This window comes from Streptomyces sp. ATLC9, from assembly GCF_057196705.1.
Window position 1 is genome coordinate 1 of the sequence record NZ_JBXUOY010000040.1, and the last position, 16,502, is coordinate 16,502.

The window sequence follows — 16,502 nt, forward strand, 5'->3', positions numbered from 1 at the left end:
CCCGCCCGCCCCCCCCCGCCCCCCCCCCCCCCCCCCCCCCCCCCCCCCCCCCCCCCCCCCCCCCCCCCCCCCCCCCCCCCCCCCCCCCCCCCCACCGCTCTCTCGTCGCAACCGTCCTCCGGCCCGCACGCGGGCTCTCTATGCCTGCGGCAGCGCCTCCAGCTGGGCGGAGATCCGGGCGATGTCCGCCTCGGCCTGCTGTCTGCGGGTGCGGATCTTGTCGACCACGTGGTCGGGGGCCTTGGCCAGGAAGCCCTCGTTGCCGAGCTTGGCCGTGGTCTGCGCCAGCTCCTTCTCGGCCGCCGCCAGATCCTTGGCCAGACGCTTGCGCTCGGCGGCGAAGTCGATCGCGCCGGACAGGTCCAGCTCCACTTTCGCGCCCGCCACCGGCAGGGACGCGGTGGCCCGGAAGTCCTCGCCGGCCGGCCGCATGCGCAGCAGGGAGCGGATGGCCGCCTCGTGGACGGCCAGCGCCGTCCCGTCCAGGGTGAGGCGGGCCGGGACGCGCTGGCCGGGCTGGAGGCCCTGGTCGGCGCGGAAGCGGCGGACCTCGGTGATCACCTGCCGCAGGGTGGCGATCTCCTGCTCGGCCGCGGTGTCGCGGAAGCCGGGGTCGGAGGGCCAGTCCGCGACCACCACGGACTCCCCGCCCGTCAGCGTCGTCCACAGCGTCTCGGTGACGAACGGCATCACCGGGTGGAGCAGCCGCAGCGTGGTGTCCAGGACCTCGCCCAGGACGCGGGCGGAGGCGCGGGCCGCGTCGCCGCCCGCGGCGAAGGTGGTCTTGGACAGCTCGACGTACCAGTCGAAGACCTCGTCCCAGGCGAAGTGGTAGAGGAGGTCGGAGAGCTTGGCGAACTGGTAGTCGTCGTAGTACGCGTCCACCTCGGCCACGACCGTGTTCAGCCGGGAGAGGATCCAGCGGTCGGTGGACGACAGCTCCTCGGGTGCGGGCAGGTCGCCCTCGACCGTGGCGCCGTTCATCAGCGCGAAGCGGGTGGCGTTCCAGACCTTGTTGGCGAAGTTGCGGGAGGCCTGGACCCAGTCCTCGCCGATGGGGACGTCGACACCGGGGTTGGCGCCGCGCGCGAGGGTGAAGCGCAGCGCGTCGGAGCCGTACTCGTCCATCCAGTCCAGCGGGTTGACCGCGTTGCCGAAGGACTTCGACATCTTCTTGCCGAACTGGTCGCGGACCATGCCGTGCAGCACGATCTGGCGGAACGGCGGGGTTCCGTCCATCGCGTAGAGGCCGAACATCATCATCCGGGCGACCCAGAAGAAGAGGATGTCGTAGCCGGTGACCAGGATGGAGTTCGGATAGAACTTCGCGAGGCTCTCGGTCTTCTCCGGCCACCCGAGGGTGGAGAACGGCCACAGGCCGGAGGAGAACCAGGTGTCCAGCACGTCGCTGTCCTGGTACCAGCCCTCGCCTGCCGGGGGCTCCTCGTCCGGGCCGACGCAGACGGTCTCGCCGTTCGGGCCGTACCAGACCGGGATGCGGTGACCCCACCACAGCTGACGGGAGATGCACCAGTCGTGGAGGTTGTCGACCCAGCCGAAGTAGCGGGACTCCATCTCCTTGGGGTGGATGGCGACCCGCCCGTCGCGCACCGCGTCGCCGGCGGCCCGCGCCAGCGGACCGACCTTCACCCACCACTGCATCGACAGCCGCGGCTCGATGGTCGTCTTGCAGCGCGAGCAGTGGCCGACGGAGTGAACGTAGGGGCGCTTCTCGGCGACGATGCGCCCCTCGGCGCGCAGCGCGCCGACGACCGCCGAACGCGCCTCCAGCCGGTCCAGGCCCTGGAACGGACCGTGGGCGGTGATGACCGCGTGCTCGTCCATGACCGTGATGCCCGGCAGGTCGTGGCGGCGGCCGATCTCGAAGTCGTTCGGGTCGTGCGCCGGGGTGACCTTGACGGCGCCGGTGCCGAACTCGGGGTCCACGTGCTCGTCGGCGACGACGGGGACGCGCCGGCCGGTGAGCGGCAGCTCGATCCCGGTGCCGACGAGGTGGGCGTAGCGCTCGTCGTCGGGGTGGACGGCCACGGCGGTGTCGCCGAGCATCGTCTCGGCACGGGTGGTGGCCACGACGATGGAGTCCTCGCCCTCCCCGTAGCGGATCGAGACCAGCTCGCCGTCCTGGTCGGCGTACTCCACCTCGATGTCGGAGATGGCCGTCAGACAGCGCGGGCACCAGTTGATGATCCGCTCGGCGCGGTAGATCAGCTCGTCGTCGTAGAGCCGCTTGAAGATCGTCTGGACTGCGCGGGAGAGGCCCTCGTCCATGGTGAAACGCTCACGGGACCAGGCGACGCCGTCGCCCAGCCGCCGCATCTGGCCGGAGATCTGCCCGCCGGACTCCGACTTCCACTGCCACACCCGCTCCACGAACGCCTCGCGGCCCAGGTCGTGGCGGGACTTGTCCTCCTTGGCCAGCTCGCGCTCGACGACGTTCTGGGTGGCGATGCCCGCGTGGTCCATGCCGGGCTGCCACAGCGTCTCGTGGCCCTGCATCCGCTTGCGGCGGGTGAGGGCGTCGATCAGCGTGTGCTCGAAGGCGTGGCCCAGGTGCAGGCTGCCGGTGACGTTGGGCGGCGGGATGACGATCGTGTACGGCGGCTTGCCGCTCCCCGCGTCCGCCTCGAAGTAACCGCGCTCTACCCAGCGCTCGTACAGCTTCCCCTCCACCTCGGCCGGAACGTACTGGGTCGGCAGGTCGGCATGGGCGCTGTTCGACGGCTCCGCCCCCGCGGGGGTCGGGCTCTGCTGAGTGTTCTCGGTCACGACGGCCAGTGTACGGGCGGCCGTGCGGCGGTCTCGAACCGGTTTGGGGGTCCGGGTGACGGGGCCGCGCCGGGGTCCGTCAGGATGGGACGGCTCGTCCACGAACACGTCCGGTCAACGGGGGGTCCGGCGTGAGCCGCAACCAGCCGCCGCGGCCGCCGTACGGCGGCCCCCAGCCGGGGTACGGCCGCGTGCTGCCGGCGGCGCGGTGCGCTCAGGCGCTCTTCTCGCGCGGCCCCTGCCCCTGGTCGCGCTCGCCGCGGGAGCGGGGCACCAGGGTGGGGTTGACGTTGGAGTGGACGACGTCCTCGGTGATCACCACACGCGCCACGTCCTTGCGCGAGGGGACCTCGTACATCACCGACATCAGGACCTCCTCCATGATCGCGCGCAGACCGCGCGCCCCGGTGCCGCGCAGGATCGCCTGGTCGGCGATGGCCTCCAGCGCCGGGCGGTCGAAGTCCAGCTCCACACCGTCGAGCTCGAAGAGCCGCTGGTACTGCTTGACCAGTGCGTTGCGCGGCTCCACCAGGATCTTCAGCAGGGCCTCGCGGTCGAGGTTGTGGACGGAGGTGATGACCGGGAGGCGGCCGATGAACTCCGGGATCATGCCGAACTTGACCAGGTCCTCGGGCATGACGTCCTCGAACTGGTTGCTGGCCTCGATCTCGCGCTTGGAGCGGATCGTGGCGCCGAAGCCGATGCCCTTGGCCCCCGCCCGGGACTCGATGATCTTCTCCAGCCCGGCGAAGGCGCCGCCCACGATGAACAGCACGTTCGTGGTGTCGATCTGGATGAACTCCTGGTGGGGGTGTTTGCGTCCGCCCTGCGGCGGCACGGAGGCGGTGGTGCCCTCCAGGATCTTCAGCAGCGCCTGCTGCACGCCCTCGCCGGAGACGTCGCGGGTGATCGACGGGTTCTCGCTCTTGCGGGCGACCTTGTCGATCTCGTCGATGTAGATGATCCCGGTCTCGGCCTTCTTCACGTCGTAGTCGGCGGCCTGGATCAGCTTCAGCAGGATGTTCTCGACATCCTCGCCCACGTAGCCGGCCTCGGTCAGGGCGGTGGCGTCGGCGATGGCGAAGGGTACGTTCAGCATCCGGGCGAGGGTCTGCGCCAGCAGCGTCTTGCCGGAGCCGGTGGGGCCCAGCAGGAGGATGTTGGACTTGGCCAGTTCGATGCCGTCGTCGCGGCCCTGCGAGCCGCCGTTCTCCCCGGCCTGCACCCGCTTGTAGTGGTTGTAGACGGCGACGGAGAGAGCCTTCTTGGCTGCCTCCTGGCCGACGACGTACCCCTCGAGGAACTCGTAGATCTCACGCGGCTTGGGCAGTTCGTCCCAGCGCATCTCGGAGGTGTCGGCGAGCTCTTCCTCGATGATCTCGTTGCAGAGGTCGATGCACTCGTCGCAGATGTAGACGCCCGGCCCCGCGATGAGCTTCTTCACCTGCTTCTGGCTCTTGCCGCAGAACGAGCACTTGAGCAGATCGCCGCCGTCACCGATGCGTGCCACGAGGTGCTTCTCCTTCGCCTGGGATCCGTCGAGTTCCGCGAACCCGGGTGCTTGCTCTGGGCCTTGGCGGGGGCGGCCCCCGGACCCCTTATGACGGTACCTTGCCCAACCCCCTGAACGGGCCCCCCTCGGACCGACTCGACCCGAGGGGGGCGGAAATGTTCGAAGGATCCCGCAGGCTCAGCCCAGCCCCACCGAGGTCTTGCGGGTGGAGATGATCTGGTCGATCAGGCCGTACTCCAGCGACTCCTCGGCGGTGAGGATCTTGTCGCGCTCGATGTCCTGGCTGATCTGCTCGATCGGCTTGTTGGAGTGCTGGGCGAGCATCTCCTCCAGCTGGGTGCGCATCCGCTGCACCTCGTTGGCGGCGATCTCCAGGTCGGAGACCTGACCGCGGCCGGTCTCGCTGTAGGGCTGGTGGATCAGGATCCGCGCGTTGGGCAGCGCCATCCGCTTGCCGGGGGTGCCGGCGGCCAGCAGCACGGCCGCGGCGGAGGCCGCCTGGCCCATGCAGACGGTCTGGATGTCCGGCTTGACGAACTGCATCGTGTCGTAGATGGCCGTCAGCGCCGTGAAGGAGCCGCCGGGGCTGTTGATGTAGACCGAGATGTCGCGGTCGGGGTCCATCGACTCCAGGCACAGCAGCTGCGCCATGACGTCGTTGGCGGAGGCGTCGTCGATCTGCACACCGAGGAAGATCACGCGCTCCTCGAAGAGCTTCGCGTACGGGTCGTACTCGCGCACGCCCTGCGAGGTGCGCTCCACGAAGCGCGGAACGACGTAGCGGGACTCGGCCGACGGCCCGGTGTAACGGGCCTCGAGGCGGTCATGGATCCCGGCCCCGGGGAAGCTGTGCTGACTGTTCATGTGGCTGTACACCGTTCTGGAGAGATGGACGGGCTGCGGTGTCGAGCTGCGGGCGGTCAGGCGCTCACGCGCCCGTACCACCGCCGCCCGGAAGCTGCGTGGCGGAGCCGTAGACCTCGTCGATCAGGCCGTACTCCTTGGCCTCCTGGGCGGTGAACCAGCGGTCGCGGTCGGCGTCGCGGGTCCACTGCTCCTCGCTCTGGCCGGTGTGCAGCGCGGACAGCCTCGTCATCTTCTTCTTGGTGCGCAGCAGCTGTTCGGCGTGGATCTTGATGTCCGAGGCCGAGCCCGCCAGGCCCGCGGAGGGCTGGTGGATCAGGATCTCCGCGTTCGGCAGGGCGAAGCGCTTGCCGGGGGTGCCCGCGCTCAGCAGGAACTGGCCCATGGACGCGGCCAGGCCCATGGCGATGGTCACCACGTCGTTCTTGATGTACTGCATGGTGTCGTAGATCGCCATGCCGGCCGTGATCGAGCCGCCCGGGCTGTTGATGTAGAGGTAGATGTCCTTGTCCGGGTCAGCGGCCAGGAGGAGCAGCTGAGCGGTGATCCTGTTGGCGATGTCGTCGTCGACCGGCTGGCCGAGGAAGATGATCCGCTCGTTGAGCAGTCGGTTGTAGACCTGGTCGCCGAGGCCACCGATGGTCGGCTCGGTGGCGGCGGAAGGCATCGGAAGCGTCACGTGTCCACCTGCTCGTATACGGACGGCCGCGGTCTGCCGCAGGGCCGTCTCTGTGGTCTTCGTCTGTACTTGGACCCTAACGCGCGGGTCCGACTGCGCCATCCCGGTCCGAGAACTGTTCGCTGTTAGCGCAGGGAGCGTTCCCGCAGGTGAGGTCGGCGTGTTCCGCCGTACGCGAACGGGCCCGCACGCGGTGTCGCGTACGGGCCCGTTGGGCCGGTCGTGGGGCGGGGCGCCCCGCGGATCAGCCCTCGGACTTCTCGCCGCCCTGCTCGGCGGACCCGGCGGGGGCCTCGGCGGTCCCGCCGGACTCCTCCTCGCCCTCCTCGTCCTCCATGGAGACGACCTCGCCGTTGGTGTCGGTGACCTTGGCGGCCTCGACGACGACCGCGAGGGCCTTGCCGCGGGCGACCTCGCCGACGAGCATCGGCACCTGGCCGCCCTCGACGACGGCCTGGGCGAACTGGTCGGGGCTCATGCCGGAGGACTGGGCGCGCCGCATGAGGTGCTCGGTGAGCTCCTCCTGGTTGACGTTCAGCTTCTCCTTGTTGACCAGCTCGTCGAGGATGAACTGGGTCCGGATACCCTTCTCCGCCTGCTCCTTGAGCTCGTTCTCGAACTCCTCCTCGGTCTTCTCCTGCATCTTCAGGTAGGCCGCGAGGTCCATGCCGAGCTGTGCGAGCTGGTGGTTGACCAGGTTGTGCTTGCGGGTGTTGATCTCGTCCTGGAGGAGCTTCTCGGGCACCGGGACCTCGACCAGGGAGATCAGCTCGTCGAGCACCTTCTCCTGGGCCTGGGTGGCCTGGTCGTACTTCTTCATCCGCTCCAGGCGCTTGCGGCTGTCGGCCCGCAGCTCCTCAAGGGTGTCGAACTCGCTGGCCATCTGGGCGAAGTCGTCGTCCAGCTCGGGCAGTTCACGAGCGGAGACGGAGGTGACATCGACCTTGACCTCGGCCTCGCGGCCGGCGGCGGAGCCGCCCTTGAGGTCGGAGGTGAAGGTCGCGGAGCCGCCGGCCTCCAGACCGGTGACGGCCTCGTCGATGCCGTCCAGCAGCTCACCGGAGCCGATGGTGTAGTCGACGCCCTCGGCGACGCCGTCCTCCAGGACCTCGCCGTCGACCCGGGCCTCCAGGTCGATCTTGACGACATCGCCCTCGGCGGCGGCCCGCTCGACGACGGTGGTGGAGGCGAAGCGCTCGCGGAGCTGCTCGACCGACTTCTCCACGTCCTCGTCGCCGACCTCGACGGCGTCGACGGTGACCTCGATGCCGGAGTAGTCCGGGATCTCGATGGCGGGGCGGACGTCCACCTCGGCGGTGAACGCGAGAAGCTCGTTGTCCTTGAGCTCGGTGATGTCGACCTCGGGCTGGCCGAGCGGGCTCAGCTCACCCTCCTCGACTGCGTCCTGGTAGAGCTTGGGGAGCGCGTCGTTGACGGCCTCCTCCAGGACAGCGCCCCGGCCGAACCGCTGGTCGATCACCCGGGCGGGAACCTTGCCCTTGCGGAAGCCGGGCACGGTGACCTGCTGGTTGATCTTCTTGTACGCCGCGTCGAGGCTGGGCTTGAGCTCCTCGAAGGGCACCTCGACAGTGAGCCGAACCCGGGTGGGGTTCAGGGTCTCCACGGCGCTCTTCACGGTCGGTCTCCTTGGGGGCTGACTGCTGGGACTTCGTACTTCTTGTGGGGCGCCCCGCACGCAGACACGACACAGACAGGCGCGTCTTTCATAGTACGTGGTCGGGGTGGCCGGATTCGAACCGACGGCCTTCCGCTCCCAAAGCGGACGCGCTACCAAGCTGCGCCACACCCCGTCCGTGCGACACGTAGAGTACATGCCGTACGATGCGGAGCGTGCCGCACACGGTTCACGGTCGGCCGGCTGCGGTCTGTATGATCTGCCTGCCGCGTGAACGACGGCGGCGCCGCGGGCGTAGCTCAATGGTAGAGCCCCAGTCTTCCAAACTGGCTACGCGGGTTCGATTCCCGTCGCCCGCTCCGCTGTTTGCCTGCGCGCCCGCTTTCCGGGCCCCCTCAGAAAGTGATCTGGTTGATCGACTCGGCGAGCGAGTCGAGGAAGCGGGTGATCGACGGGGCGATACCCGTGGAGGCCAGGAAGAAGCCGAAGAGGATCGCGACGAGCGCGGGCCCCGCCTTCAGCGAGCCGCTGCGCATGAGAACGACCATGATGATCGCCAAGAGCAGCACCACAGACAGTGAAATGGCCACAACTGATCACACCCTCGGTCGCAACGCCTCTGCGCCGGCCGCGCCGGCCCGGGAACCCTCCACCGCGTTCCCGGCGTGACCATCGTGCCACCAACTGCCGCGTTGGTGGAGGCAGGTGGAGGATCGGCGGGCCCCGGGCGTGTCAGGCGGGCCGGGTCCGCCGGACCGCTCCCGCCCTGCGCCGCACCGGGCCCGCGCGTCACACGCCGGCGTTTCGGACCGGATCTTCCGAGAACATTCCCAATAACTTCACCGCCGGAATTCGGCGGTGCCGCGATCCGCTCCGGACGGCGAAACCCCGAGGGAGGGAGCGACACCTCCCCGAGGGGCAAATCAGACACGAACGGAAGAAAAGGACGAACAAATGGGACTTAACGAGCACAATGCAAAAGGGGCCGCTTTCCACGGGCTGCCCGAGAGGCGCCGGTCACAATTCCCCGTTCCGGAGGCGTTGAGAACTCCCCGGATTTACCTCCGGCCGGGTTCCCACTAAGGTGCGGCAGATGTTCCAGGTCGGCCACGAGCGCTCGCCGCGCCCTCCCGCCAGGCCCGACGCGGCCGCACCGTCCGCGCCATCCGCACCGGAGACCGGCCGGACCGGGCCGGGAGGCGGAACGGGCGGAGCCGGGCGGCGGGACGCCTTCTTCGACAACGCCAAGTTCCTGGCGATCGCGCTGGTCGTGGTGGGACACGCCTGGCGGCCGGTGATCGACGACTCGCGGGCGGTGCTGGCGGCCTACAACTTCGTGTACGCCTTCCACATGCCAGCCTTCATCATCGTCTCCGGCTACTTCTCCCGAAGCTTCGACATGCGCCCGAGCCGGGTGCGGCGGCTGGTGACCGGCGTACTCGTGCCGTATCTGCTCTTCGAGACCGCCTACAGCCTGTTCAGGAAGGCGGCGGACTCCCCGGAGCACCCCATAAGCCTGCTCGATCCCTGGTACCTGACCTGGTTCCTGGTCGCGCTGTTCGTGTGGCGGCTGACGACACCCGTCTGGAAGGTCCTGCGCAGGCCCCTGCCGATAGCCCTGGGCATCGCCCTGCTGGCCTCGGTCTCACCCGGCATCGGCAACGACCTGGACCTCCAGCGGGTGCTGCAGCTCCTGCCGTTCTTCGTCCTCGGCCTCTGCCTGCGGCCCGAGCACTTCGAGCGCGTGCGGCGGCGCGGGGCGCGGCTGCTGAGCGTGCCCGTGGCCGCCGCGGCGCTGGTCTTCGCGTACTGGTCGGGCCCCCGGATGAACTTCGAGTGGTTCTACCACAACAGCAGCGGCCAGGAGCTCGGCGTGCCCTGGTGGATCGGCGTCGCCATGAACCTCGCGATGTTCGCCTGCTCCCTGGTGCTGACCGCCTGCTTCTTCGCCTGGGTCCCCCGGCGCCACACGTGGTTCACCGCACTGGGCGCGGGGACGCTGTACGCCTACCTGCTGCACGGCTTCCTGGTCCAGGCCTCGCGGATCTTCGGGTGGTACGACGCGTTCCCCTGGATCGCCACACCGGCCGGCATCGTCGCGCTGACGATCGGCGCCGTGGCCCTGGCGGCCGTGCTGTGCGGCTCTCCGGTGCGGCGGGCGTTCCGGTTCGCGATGGAGCCCAGGATGGACTGGCTCTTCGGACGGGACGCCGCCGAGGACGCCCGGCGGCGCTCCGCCGCCCCGGCAGGCCCGGTGGACTCGGCCGGGGCGGCGGAGCCCTCCGGTACGGGCGGCTCGCGCTGACCACCCGCCCGGGGTCTCACCGGTCCGCGGCGCCGTACGGCTCACGCAGGCCCTGCCTGATCTCCCTCAGGATCCTGCGGCTGAGTCCGTCGGCGCCGCGCGTCGTCTCCGGCAGCCGGTGGCGCGGGGTGAGGCGCGGGGTGTGGGCGCAGGCGTGGTCCAGGCCGATCCCGTGCCCGGCGGAGACGAAGACCGGTTTGACGCCGGGGCGGGTGCGCAGCGCGCGGCCCACGGTCTCGGCCGGACCGGCCGCGGCACGGATCCGCTCCTGCTCGGCCTCCGCCTCGGTGACCGCCACCGCGGGGTCCTGCCCGCCGTACCGGCCGTGCCCTCGTCAGTCACGGCGGATCAGCAGTAGGGCACGGTCGTCGTTGACGTCGCGGGCGACGGCCTCGATCAGGTGCCAGGCGGCTCCCGCGAAGCCGGTGACGACATAGCGGTCGGCCTCCCCCATGAGCCTGTCGATGCCCTCGGTCAGCTCCCGTTCGGCGGTCTCCACCAGGCCGTCGGTGAAGAGCATCAGGACGTCGCCCGGGCGCAGACCGCCCTTGACCGGGTCGAACCGGGCGCCGTCGTAGACGCCCAGCAGCGGTCCCTCGGCGTTCTTCTCCTCCCAGCGGCCGCTGCCCGCGTTGAGCTGGAGGGCCGGGACGTGGCCCGCGGAGAACAGCTCGTAGTCGCCGCTGTCGAGATCGAGGACGAGGTGGACGGAGGTCGCGAAGCCCTCCTGCCAGTCCTGGCGCAGCAGGTAGTCGTTGGCGGCCGGGAGGAAGGCGTGCGGGGGCAGGGAGCCCAGCAGTCCGCCGAAGGCGCCGGACAGCAGCAGCGCGCGGGAGCCCGCGTCCATGCCCTTGCCGGAGACGTCGGTGAGGACGGCCTCCAGGGTGCGGCGGTCGGGCCCGGTGAGGGTGGCGACGACGAAGTCGCCGGAGAAGGACTGCCCGCCCGCCGGACGCAGCGCCATCTCCCGGTGCCAGCCCACGGGCAGCTTCGGCAGCTTGCTCTGGACGCGGATGCGTTCGCGCAGGTCGAACAGCATGGTGTTGCCGCGCCGCCAGGGGACGCCGACCCGGCTGCGGAACTGGGCGATCAGCAGACCGGAGAGCCCGACCGCGCCCACCACCAGGACGGTCCCCGGTGTGACACGGCCGGGCCCGGCCGTGTACGGGCCGAGCACGGTGGCCTCCACGATCAGGGCGCCGGCCGCGGCGGCGTACAGGACCAGCAGGCTGGCCGGGCGCAGCAGCAGACCGCCCGCGATGACCGGCAGCACCAGACCCTCGGGCGCGAACCACAGCGGCTCGGCGGTCGTGGCGTAGGCGAGGGCGGGGACGGTGGCGAGCAGGGCGGCGAAGGCGATCCGGTCGGATCCGTCGCCGCGGAAGTAGTCGACGGCGGAGCGGCGCAGGACGGTGCGGGCCCGGCGGACGGCCTTGCGGACCTGGTGCAACCGGGGCGCGGGGAGGGTGTTGCCCGTGCGACCTGCCATGTCAGGGACCTTATCCACCCGTTCGGGGGTCCGTCGATTCCCGACATGGGGTGACCTGAAACGGTGTTCGATAAGCAGTCGCCCCGCTTCTGTCTCCCTGATAGGGATGGGTCCATGATGAGTACGAATCTGCGGGTGCTGCGTCCCGAGGAGTGGGACGACTGGTTCGAAAAGCTCGAACTCGCCTTCGGGGAGTCCGAGCCGCCCGAGGCCCGGGCACTGTGGCGGGAGCTGACGGAGTTCGAGCGGGCGGTCGCCGTCCGGGACGGGGAGGAGATCGTCGGTACGGCCTGTGCGTTCTCCTTCCGCATGTCGGTGCCCGGTGGCGCGATCGTGCCCGCCGGCGGGCTGTCGATGGTCAGCGTGGCCGCCACACACCGGCGGCGCGGCATCCTGACCTCCATGATGCGCCGGCAGCTGGACGACGCGCGGGCGGCCGGGGAGCCGCTGGCGGTGCTGACCGCCTCGGAGCCGGCGATCTACGGACGCTTCGGGTACGGCGTGGCGGCCCGCCATGTGCGCGCCCGGATCGACAGGGACCGGGTGCGCCCGCAGGTGCCGCCGGGCACGGACGGGGTCAGGCTGCGGAACGCCGATCCGGTCGCGGCACTGGAGGAGTGCGAGAAGCTGTACGCCCGTCTGGTGCCTTCCCGGCCCGGCATGCTGGAGCGGCGTCCGGGCTGGGAGCGGCAGGGCGTACTGGATCCCGGGGGCTGGCGGGAGGGCGCGTCGGCGCTGCGCTGCGTGCTGGCCGAGGCGGACGGCGAACTGCGCGGATACGCCCGCTACGCCGTCAAGCCGGAGTGGGGTGTGGCCGGCCCGAACGGCACGGTGCTGGTGCACGATCTGGAGGCGCTGGACCCGGCGGCGCGCGCGGCGCTGTGGCGCTTCCTGTTCGGGATCGACCTGACCTCGGTGGTGGAGGCGAAGTCCCGTCCGGTGGACGATCCCCTGTTCCATCTGGTCGGCGACATCCGCCGGTGCGGTCTCCTCCTGCGCGATCTGCTGCATCTGCGCCCGGTGGAGGTGGGCGCGGCGCTGGCGGCCCGCCGCTACGCGGCGCCGGTGGATGTGGTGCTGGAGGTGGAGGACTCCTTCTGCCCATGGAACGCGGGGCGCTGGCGGCTGACCGGCGACGCCTCGGGCGCCTCCTGCGAGCGCACCGGTGATGCCGCTGAACTGACTCTGGGGGCACAGGAGTTGGGCGAGGCCTACCTGGGCGGTACGTCCCTGGCCGCGCTGGCGGGCGCCGGGCGGGTGCGGGAACTGCGTCCCGGGGCGCTGGCCGGGGCCGCGACCGCGTTCGCCTGGCCCGTCGCGCCGTGGCTGCCGCACGGCTTCTGACGGCTCGGGCCAAGGGCCCGAGAGAGCGGCGGGCCGGCGGGTCAGGGCTTCTGGCAGCCGGGGCACCAGAACAGGTTGCGTGCGGCCAGCGGGGCGGTGCGGATCTCCTGGGCGCAGACGTGGCAGGGCATCCCGGTCCGGCGGTAGACGTACACCTCGCCGCCGTGGTCGTCCACGCGCGGCGGGCGGCCCATGGCCTCGGGGGTGTGCTCGGGCCGTACGGTGTCGATGCGGTTGTTCCGCACGCCCTCGCGCATCAGCTCGGCCAGATCCGCCCAGAGCGCCTCCCACTCGGCCCGGGTGAGGTCCCTGCCCGCGCGGTAGGGGTCGATGTTGTGCCGGAAGAGGACCTCGGCGCGGTAGACGTTGCCGACGCCCGCGACGACCTTCTGGTCCATCAGCAGCGCGGCGACCGTGCTGCGACTGCGGGAGATCCGCGCCCAGGCCCGCTCGGGGTCGGCGTCGGGGCGCAGCGGGTCGGGACCCAGGCGGCCGGTGACCGCGTCCTTCCCCGCCGCCGTGAGCAGCTCGCAGGTGTTGGGACCGCGCAGGTCGGCGTAGGCGGCGGGCGCCTCGGCGGTGGCCAGGCGCAGGCGTATCAGCCCGACGGGTGCGGGTGGCGCTCCCTCGCCGAGGGCGAAGGAGCCGTACAGGCCGAGGTGGATGTGGATCCACTCGCCGTCGGCCTCCCCCTCGAACCGGGGGAAGCCGAGGAAGAGGTGTTTGCCGTGGGCGTCGGCGACGCCCAGCGTCCGGCCGTCGACGAGGGCGGCTCCGCCCTCGAAGCGGCCCTGGGGGCTGGAGGCGTGGACGGGCCGGCCGCCGAACCTGTCGTCGAGGTCGGCGGCCAGCCGGTGGATGGTGTGGCCTTCTGGCACGGGTGCGGGCCGGTCCTTGCCGGGGTCAGTCCCGCTGGGGGTGGTGGGCGGGGACGGGCGGGAGGTTCCCGGTCCGCTCGTAGGACGAGAGCATGTCGATGCGGCGGATGTGCCGCTCGTCGCCGGAGAACGGGGTGTCGAGGAAGGCCCGCACGAAGGAGACGACCTCCTCGGTGGTGTGCATCCGGGCACCGACGCTGATCACGTTGGCGTCGTTGTGCTCCCGGCCCAGCCTGGCGGTCTCCACGCTCCACGCCAGCGCGGCCCGCACCCCCTTGACCTTGTTGGCGGCGATGGCCTCGCCGTTGCCCGAACCGCCGATGACGATGCCCAGGGAGTCCTCGTCGTCGGCCGTCTGCTCCGCGGCGCGCAGACAGAAGGGCGGGTAGTCGTCAGCCGCGTCGTAGATGTGCGGGCCGCAGTCGACGGGCTCGTGCCCTGCCTCCTTCAGCCACTGGACGAGGTGGTTCTTCAGTTCGTAGCCGGCATGGTCGGAGCCGAGGTACACGCGCATGGGGCGGAAGTCTATTCGGGCTCGGATCAGGACTTGCGCCCGACCAGCTTCCAGGCCGCGGGGAGGGCTCCCATGGCCAGGGCCGCCTTGAGCGCGTCGCCGATCAGGAAGGGCACCAGACCGGCCGCGACGGCCTGGCCGGCGGACATGCCCGTGGCCAGGGCCAGGTAGGGGACGCCGACGGCGTAGATGATCGCGGTGCCCACGGCCATGGTGCCGGCGGTGCGCAGCGCGCCGCGGTCACCGCCCCGGCGGGCCAGGGCGCCGACGGCGACGGCGGCCAGCAGCATGCCGATGACGTAGCCGAGGGAGGGCATCGCGGCGCCGGAGGCGCCCTCGGCGAACCACGGCATTCCGGCCACGCCCGCGGCGGCGTACAGGCCCATGGAGGCCAGGGCGCGGCGGGGGCCCAGGCCGGCGCCGAGCAGCAGCGCGGCGAAGGTCTGGCCGGTGACGGGGACGGGCGAGCCCGGCACGGGGACCGCGAGCTGCGCGGCCACCCCGGTGAGCGCGGCGCCGCCGAGGACCAGGGCCGCGTCGCGCAGGCGGGCGCGGGCGGCGGTGGAGGCGGGCAGGACGTCGGCGAGGACGGCGCCCGGGCGGACGGTGGCTGCGGCGGTGGCAGAGGTGCTCATCACGGCTCCGGTCTCGTGAGGACTTCGGGGGACGCCCCGACGTTAACCGACGTTAGCCCCGGTGCCCCCGTGAGATTGGCGACAAAGAAGGGCGGGTCGAGCTTGTGGGAGGCGGCTGGAGAGTGGGTGGAGGAGTGCGCGCCGGCGTGCGTCCTCCGGTGCGCGCCGCCGGCTCGTCCGCGAACCGCCAAGGCGTCCGGATACCGGACAGGAGGGCGAGGGACGTTGCCGCCGACCGGGTCGGGCGCCCACACTTGCCGGGTGCGGAGCCAACTGCTCCGTTTCTTCCCGACTCCCTGGACGGCACCTTCCCCATGTCCGGCACGCCCGATGTGAAGACCACCGCCTCCCCCCGCCGGGAGGCGGACGGCACCGAGCGCTCCGCCCTCTCCCCCGGCCTCAAGCAGCGCCATCTGTCGATGATCGCCCTCGGCGGCGTGATCGGCGCCGGCCTCTTCGTCGGCTCCGGCGCGGGCATCGCCGCCGCGGGCCCGTCCATCGTCCTGGCCTACGCCGCCTCCGGGCTGCTGGTGATGCTGGTGATGCGGATGCTCGGCGAGATGTCCGCCGCCCACCCGGCCTCCGGCTCCTTCTCCGTGCACGCCGAGCGCGCGATCGGCCCGTGGGCGGGCTTCACCGCCGGGTGGATCTTCTGGGTGCTGCTGTGCGTGGCCGTGGCCGTGGAGGCGCTGGGCGCGGCGACGATCATGGCGGGCTGGCTCCCGGGCACCCCGCAGTGGCTGTGGGTGGCCGTCTTCATGGCGGCGTTCACCGGCAGCAACCTGCTGGCCGTGCGGAACTTCGGCGAGTACGAGTTCTGGTTCGCGGCCCTGAAGGTCGCCGCGATCGCCCTCTTCATCGTCCTGGGTCTCGTGGCCGTCCTCGGCCTGCTGCCCGGCACGCCCTCCCCCGGCCTGGACAACCTCACCGGGCAGGGCGGCTTCCTGCCCAACGGCGCGGAGGGCCTGGTCGTCGGCCTGCTGGCCTCGGTCTTCGCCTACGGCGGACTGGAGACGGTGACCATCGCCGCGGCCGAGTCGCGAGACCCGGTGCGGGGCGTGGCCAGGGCCGTGCGCACGGCGATGTGGCGCATCGCCGTCTTCTACGTCGGCTCGATCGCGGTGATCGTCACCCTGATCCCCTGGGACGAGGAGTCGGTGCTCGCCGGCCCGTACGCCGCCGTGCTGGACCACGTCGGCGTCCCGGCCGCCGCCGAGGTCATGAACGTGGTGGTGCTGGTCGCCCTGCTGTCGGCCATGAACGCCAACATCTACGGTGCCTCGCGGATGGCGTACTCCCTGGTCGCCCGGGGCGAGGGCCCGGCCGTACTGGGTCGGGTCAGCGGCGGGGTGCCGCGCCGGACGGTGCTCGCCTCGGCCGCCTTCGGGTTCTTCGCCGTGCTGCTGAGCTTCTGGTGGCCCGACACCGTCTTCGCCTGGCTGCTGAACATGGTGGGCGCCGCCGTGCTGGTGGTGTGGGGCTTCATCGCCGCCTCCCAGCTGATCACCCGCCGCAGGCTGGAGCGGGAGGCGCCGGAGCGGCTGGTGGTGCGCATGTGGCTGTTCCCCGTGCTGACCTGGCTGTCGCTGGCGGGGGTGGCCGCCGTGCTGCTGCTGATGCTGCGCGAGGGCGACACCCGCACCCAGCTGGCCTTCACCGCCGCACTCACCCTGGCCCTGTCGGCGGCCGGGCTGGTGCGGCAGCGGCGGGCGGGGCGGGCGCCCGCCGAGGCGGCGCGCGAGCGGTAGCCGCCGCGCCTCCGTACGCCCCGGCGGCATGGTTGCCCATCAGTTCTTGTTGCGCATGACATACGACAAGAACGGGGCGCGGGGCCTCGTGCCGTACGGCCTCCCCGCCG

14 protein-coding genes and 2 tRNA genes are annotated in these 16,502 nt (G+C 71.3%); 4 read left to right on the top strand and 12 right to left on the bottom strand.

The window, feature by feature from the left end; all coding sequences use genetic code 11:
• Positions 1-138 precede the first annotated feature (138 nt).
• From AC2CJA_RS07030 to AC2CJA_RS07055, 6 genes are all read right to left on the bottom strand, one after another.
• The gene (locus AC2CJA_RS07030) at positions 139-2,787 is read right to left on the bottom strand and encodes a valine--tRNA ligase (RefSeq protein WP_484601794.1); all 2,649 of its coding nucleotides are present in this window, start codon (positions 2,785-2,787) and stop codon (positions 139-141) included.
• A gap of 214 nt (positions 2,788-3,001) precedes the next feature.
• Positions 3,002-4,297, bottom strand: a complete 1,296-nt coding sequence (gene clpX, locus AC2CJA_RS07035; RefSeq protein ID WP_101257412.1) for an ATP-dependent Clp protease ATP-binding subunit ClpX — start codon at positions 4,295-4,297, stop codon at positions 3,002-3,004.
• A gap of 180 nt (positions 4,298-4,477) precedes the next feature.
• Positions 4,478-5,164: an ATP-dependent Clp protease proteolytic subunit gene (locus AC2CJA_RS07040; protein ID WP_241713227.1), complete on the bottom strand. Its 687-nt coding sequence runs from the start codon at positions 5,162-5,164 to the stop codon at positions 4,478-4,480.
• Positions 5,165-5,228: 64 nt separating this feature from the next.
• The gene (locus tag AC2CJA_RS07045) at positions 5,229-5,831 is read right to left on the bottom strand and encodes an ATP-dependent Clp protease proteolytic subunit (RefSeq protein WP_484601811.1); all 603 of its coding nucleotides are present in this window, start codon (positions 5,829-5,831) and stop codon (positions 5,229-5,231) included.
• 256 nt (positions 5,832-6,087) lie between these two features.
• Positions 6,088-7,479, bottom strand: a complete 1,392-nt coding sequence (gene tig / locus AC2CJA_RS07050) for a trigger factor (protein WP_484601795.1) — start codon at positions 7,477-7,479, stop codon at positions 6,088-6,090.
• A gap of 98 nt (positions 7,480-7,577) precedes the next feature.
• Positions 7,578-7,654: transfer RNA gene (locus AC2CJA_RS07055), tRNA-Pro, on the bottom strand.
• A 113-nt stretch (positions 7,655-7,767) separates the two neighbouring features.
• Here AC2CJA_RS07055 and AC2CJA_RS07060 point away from each other — a divergent pair.
• Positions 7,768-7,838 (top strand) — tRNA-Gly (locus AC2CJA_RS07060).
• A gap of 36 nt (positions 7,839-7,874) precedes the next feature.
• On the opposite strand, the gene AC2CJA_RS07065 is transcribed toward AC2CJA_RS07060, so the two are convergent.
• On the bottom strand, positions 7,875-8,069 hold the full coding sequence (locus AC2CJA_RS07065; RefSeq protein ID WP_484601796.1) for a hypothetical protein: 195 nt from the start codon (positions 8,067-8,069) through the stop codon (positions 7,875-7,877).
• Between the two features lie 503 nt (positions 8,070-8,572).
• Here AC2CJA_RS07065 and AC2CJA_RS07070 point away from each other — a divergent pair.
• Positions 8,573-9,784: an acyltransferase family protein gene (locus AC2CJA_RS07070; protein ID WP_484601797.1), complete on the top strand. Its 1,212-nt coding sequence runs from the start codon at positions 8,573-8,575 to the stop codon at positions 9,782-9,784.
• A 16-nt stretch (positions 9,785-9,800) separates the two neighbouring features.
• Here the strand turns inward: AC2CJA_RS07070 and AC2CJA_RS07075 are convergent, their stop codons facing one another.
• Together AC2CJA_RS07075 and AC2CJA_RS07080 are read right to left on the bottom strand one after the other, a co-directional pair.
• Positions 9,801-10,082, bottom strand: a complete 282-nt coding sequence (locus tag AC2CJA_RS07075) for an endonuclease V (protein WP_484601798.1) — start codon at positions 10,080-10,082, stop codon at positions 9,801-9,803.
• Between the two features lie 36 nt (positions 10,083-10,118).
• Positions 10,119-11,273, bottom strand: coding sequence for a SpoIIE family protein phosphatase (locus tag AC2CJA_RS07080; protein ID WP_484601799.1), 1,155 nt, complete (start codon positions 11,271-11,273; stop codon positions 10,119-10,121).
• A gap of 117 nt (positions 11,274-11,390) precedes the next feature.
• Between AC2CJA_RS07080 and AC2CJA_RS07085 the strand changes: the two genes are divergently transcribed.
• Positions 11,391-12,617: a GNAT family N-acetyltransferase gene (locus AC2CJA_RS07085; protein WP_484601812.1), complete on the top strand. Its 1,227-nt coding sequence runs from the start codon at positions 11,391-11,393 to the stop codon at positions 12,615-12,617.
• Positions 12,618-12,658: 41 nt separating this feature from the next.
• Here the strand turns inward: AC2CJA_RS07085 and AC2CJA_RS07090 are convergent, their stop codons facing one another.
• Genes AC2CJA_RS07090 through AC2CJA_RS07100 form a run of 3 tightly spaced genes read right to left on the bottom strand, consistent with a single transcriptional unit; the run spans position 12,659 to position 14,644 of the window.
• Entirely contained in the window at positions 12,659-13,495 is an 837-nt protein-coding gene (locus tag AC2CJA_RS07090; RefSeq protein ID WP_484601800.1) for an Fpg/Nei family DNA glycosylase, read from the bottom strand.
• A 25-nt stretch (positions 13,496-13,520) separates the two neighbouring features.
• Entirely contained in the window at positions 13,521-14,009 is a 489-nt protein-coding gene (locus AC2CJA_RS07095) for a ribose-5-phosphate isomerase (protein ID WP_484601801.1), read from the bottom strand.
• A gap of 26 nt (positions 14,010-14,035) precedes the next feature.
• The gene (locus AC2CJA_RS07100) at positions 14,036-14,644 is read right to left on the bottom strand and encodes a biotin transporter BioY (RefSeq protein WP_484601802.1); all 609 of its coding nucleotides are present in this window, start codon (positions 14,642-14,644) and stop codon (positions 14,036-14,038) included.
• Between the two features lie 314 nt (positions 14,645-14,958).
• On the opposite strand from AC2CJA_RS07100, the gene AC2CJA_RS07105 reads away from it, so the two are divergent.
• On the top strand, positions 14,959-16,392 hold the full coding sequence (locus AC2CJA_RS07105; RefSeq protein ID WP_484601803.1) for an amino acid permease: 1,434 nt from the start codon (positions 14,959-14,961) through the stop codon (positions 16,390-16,392).
• Positions 16,393-16,502 lie beyond the last annotated feature (110 nt).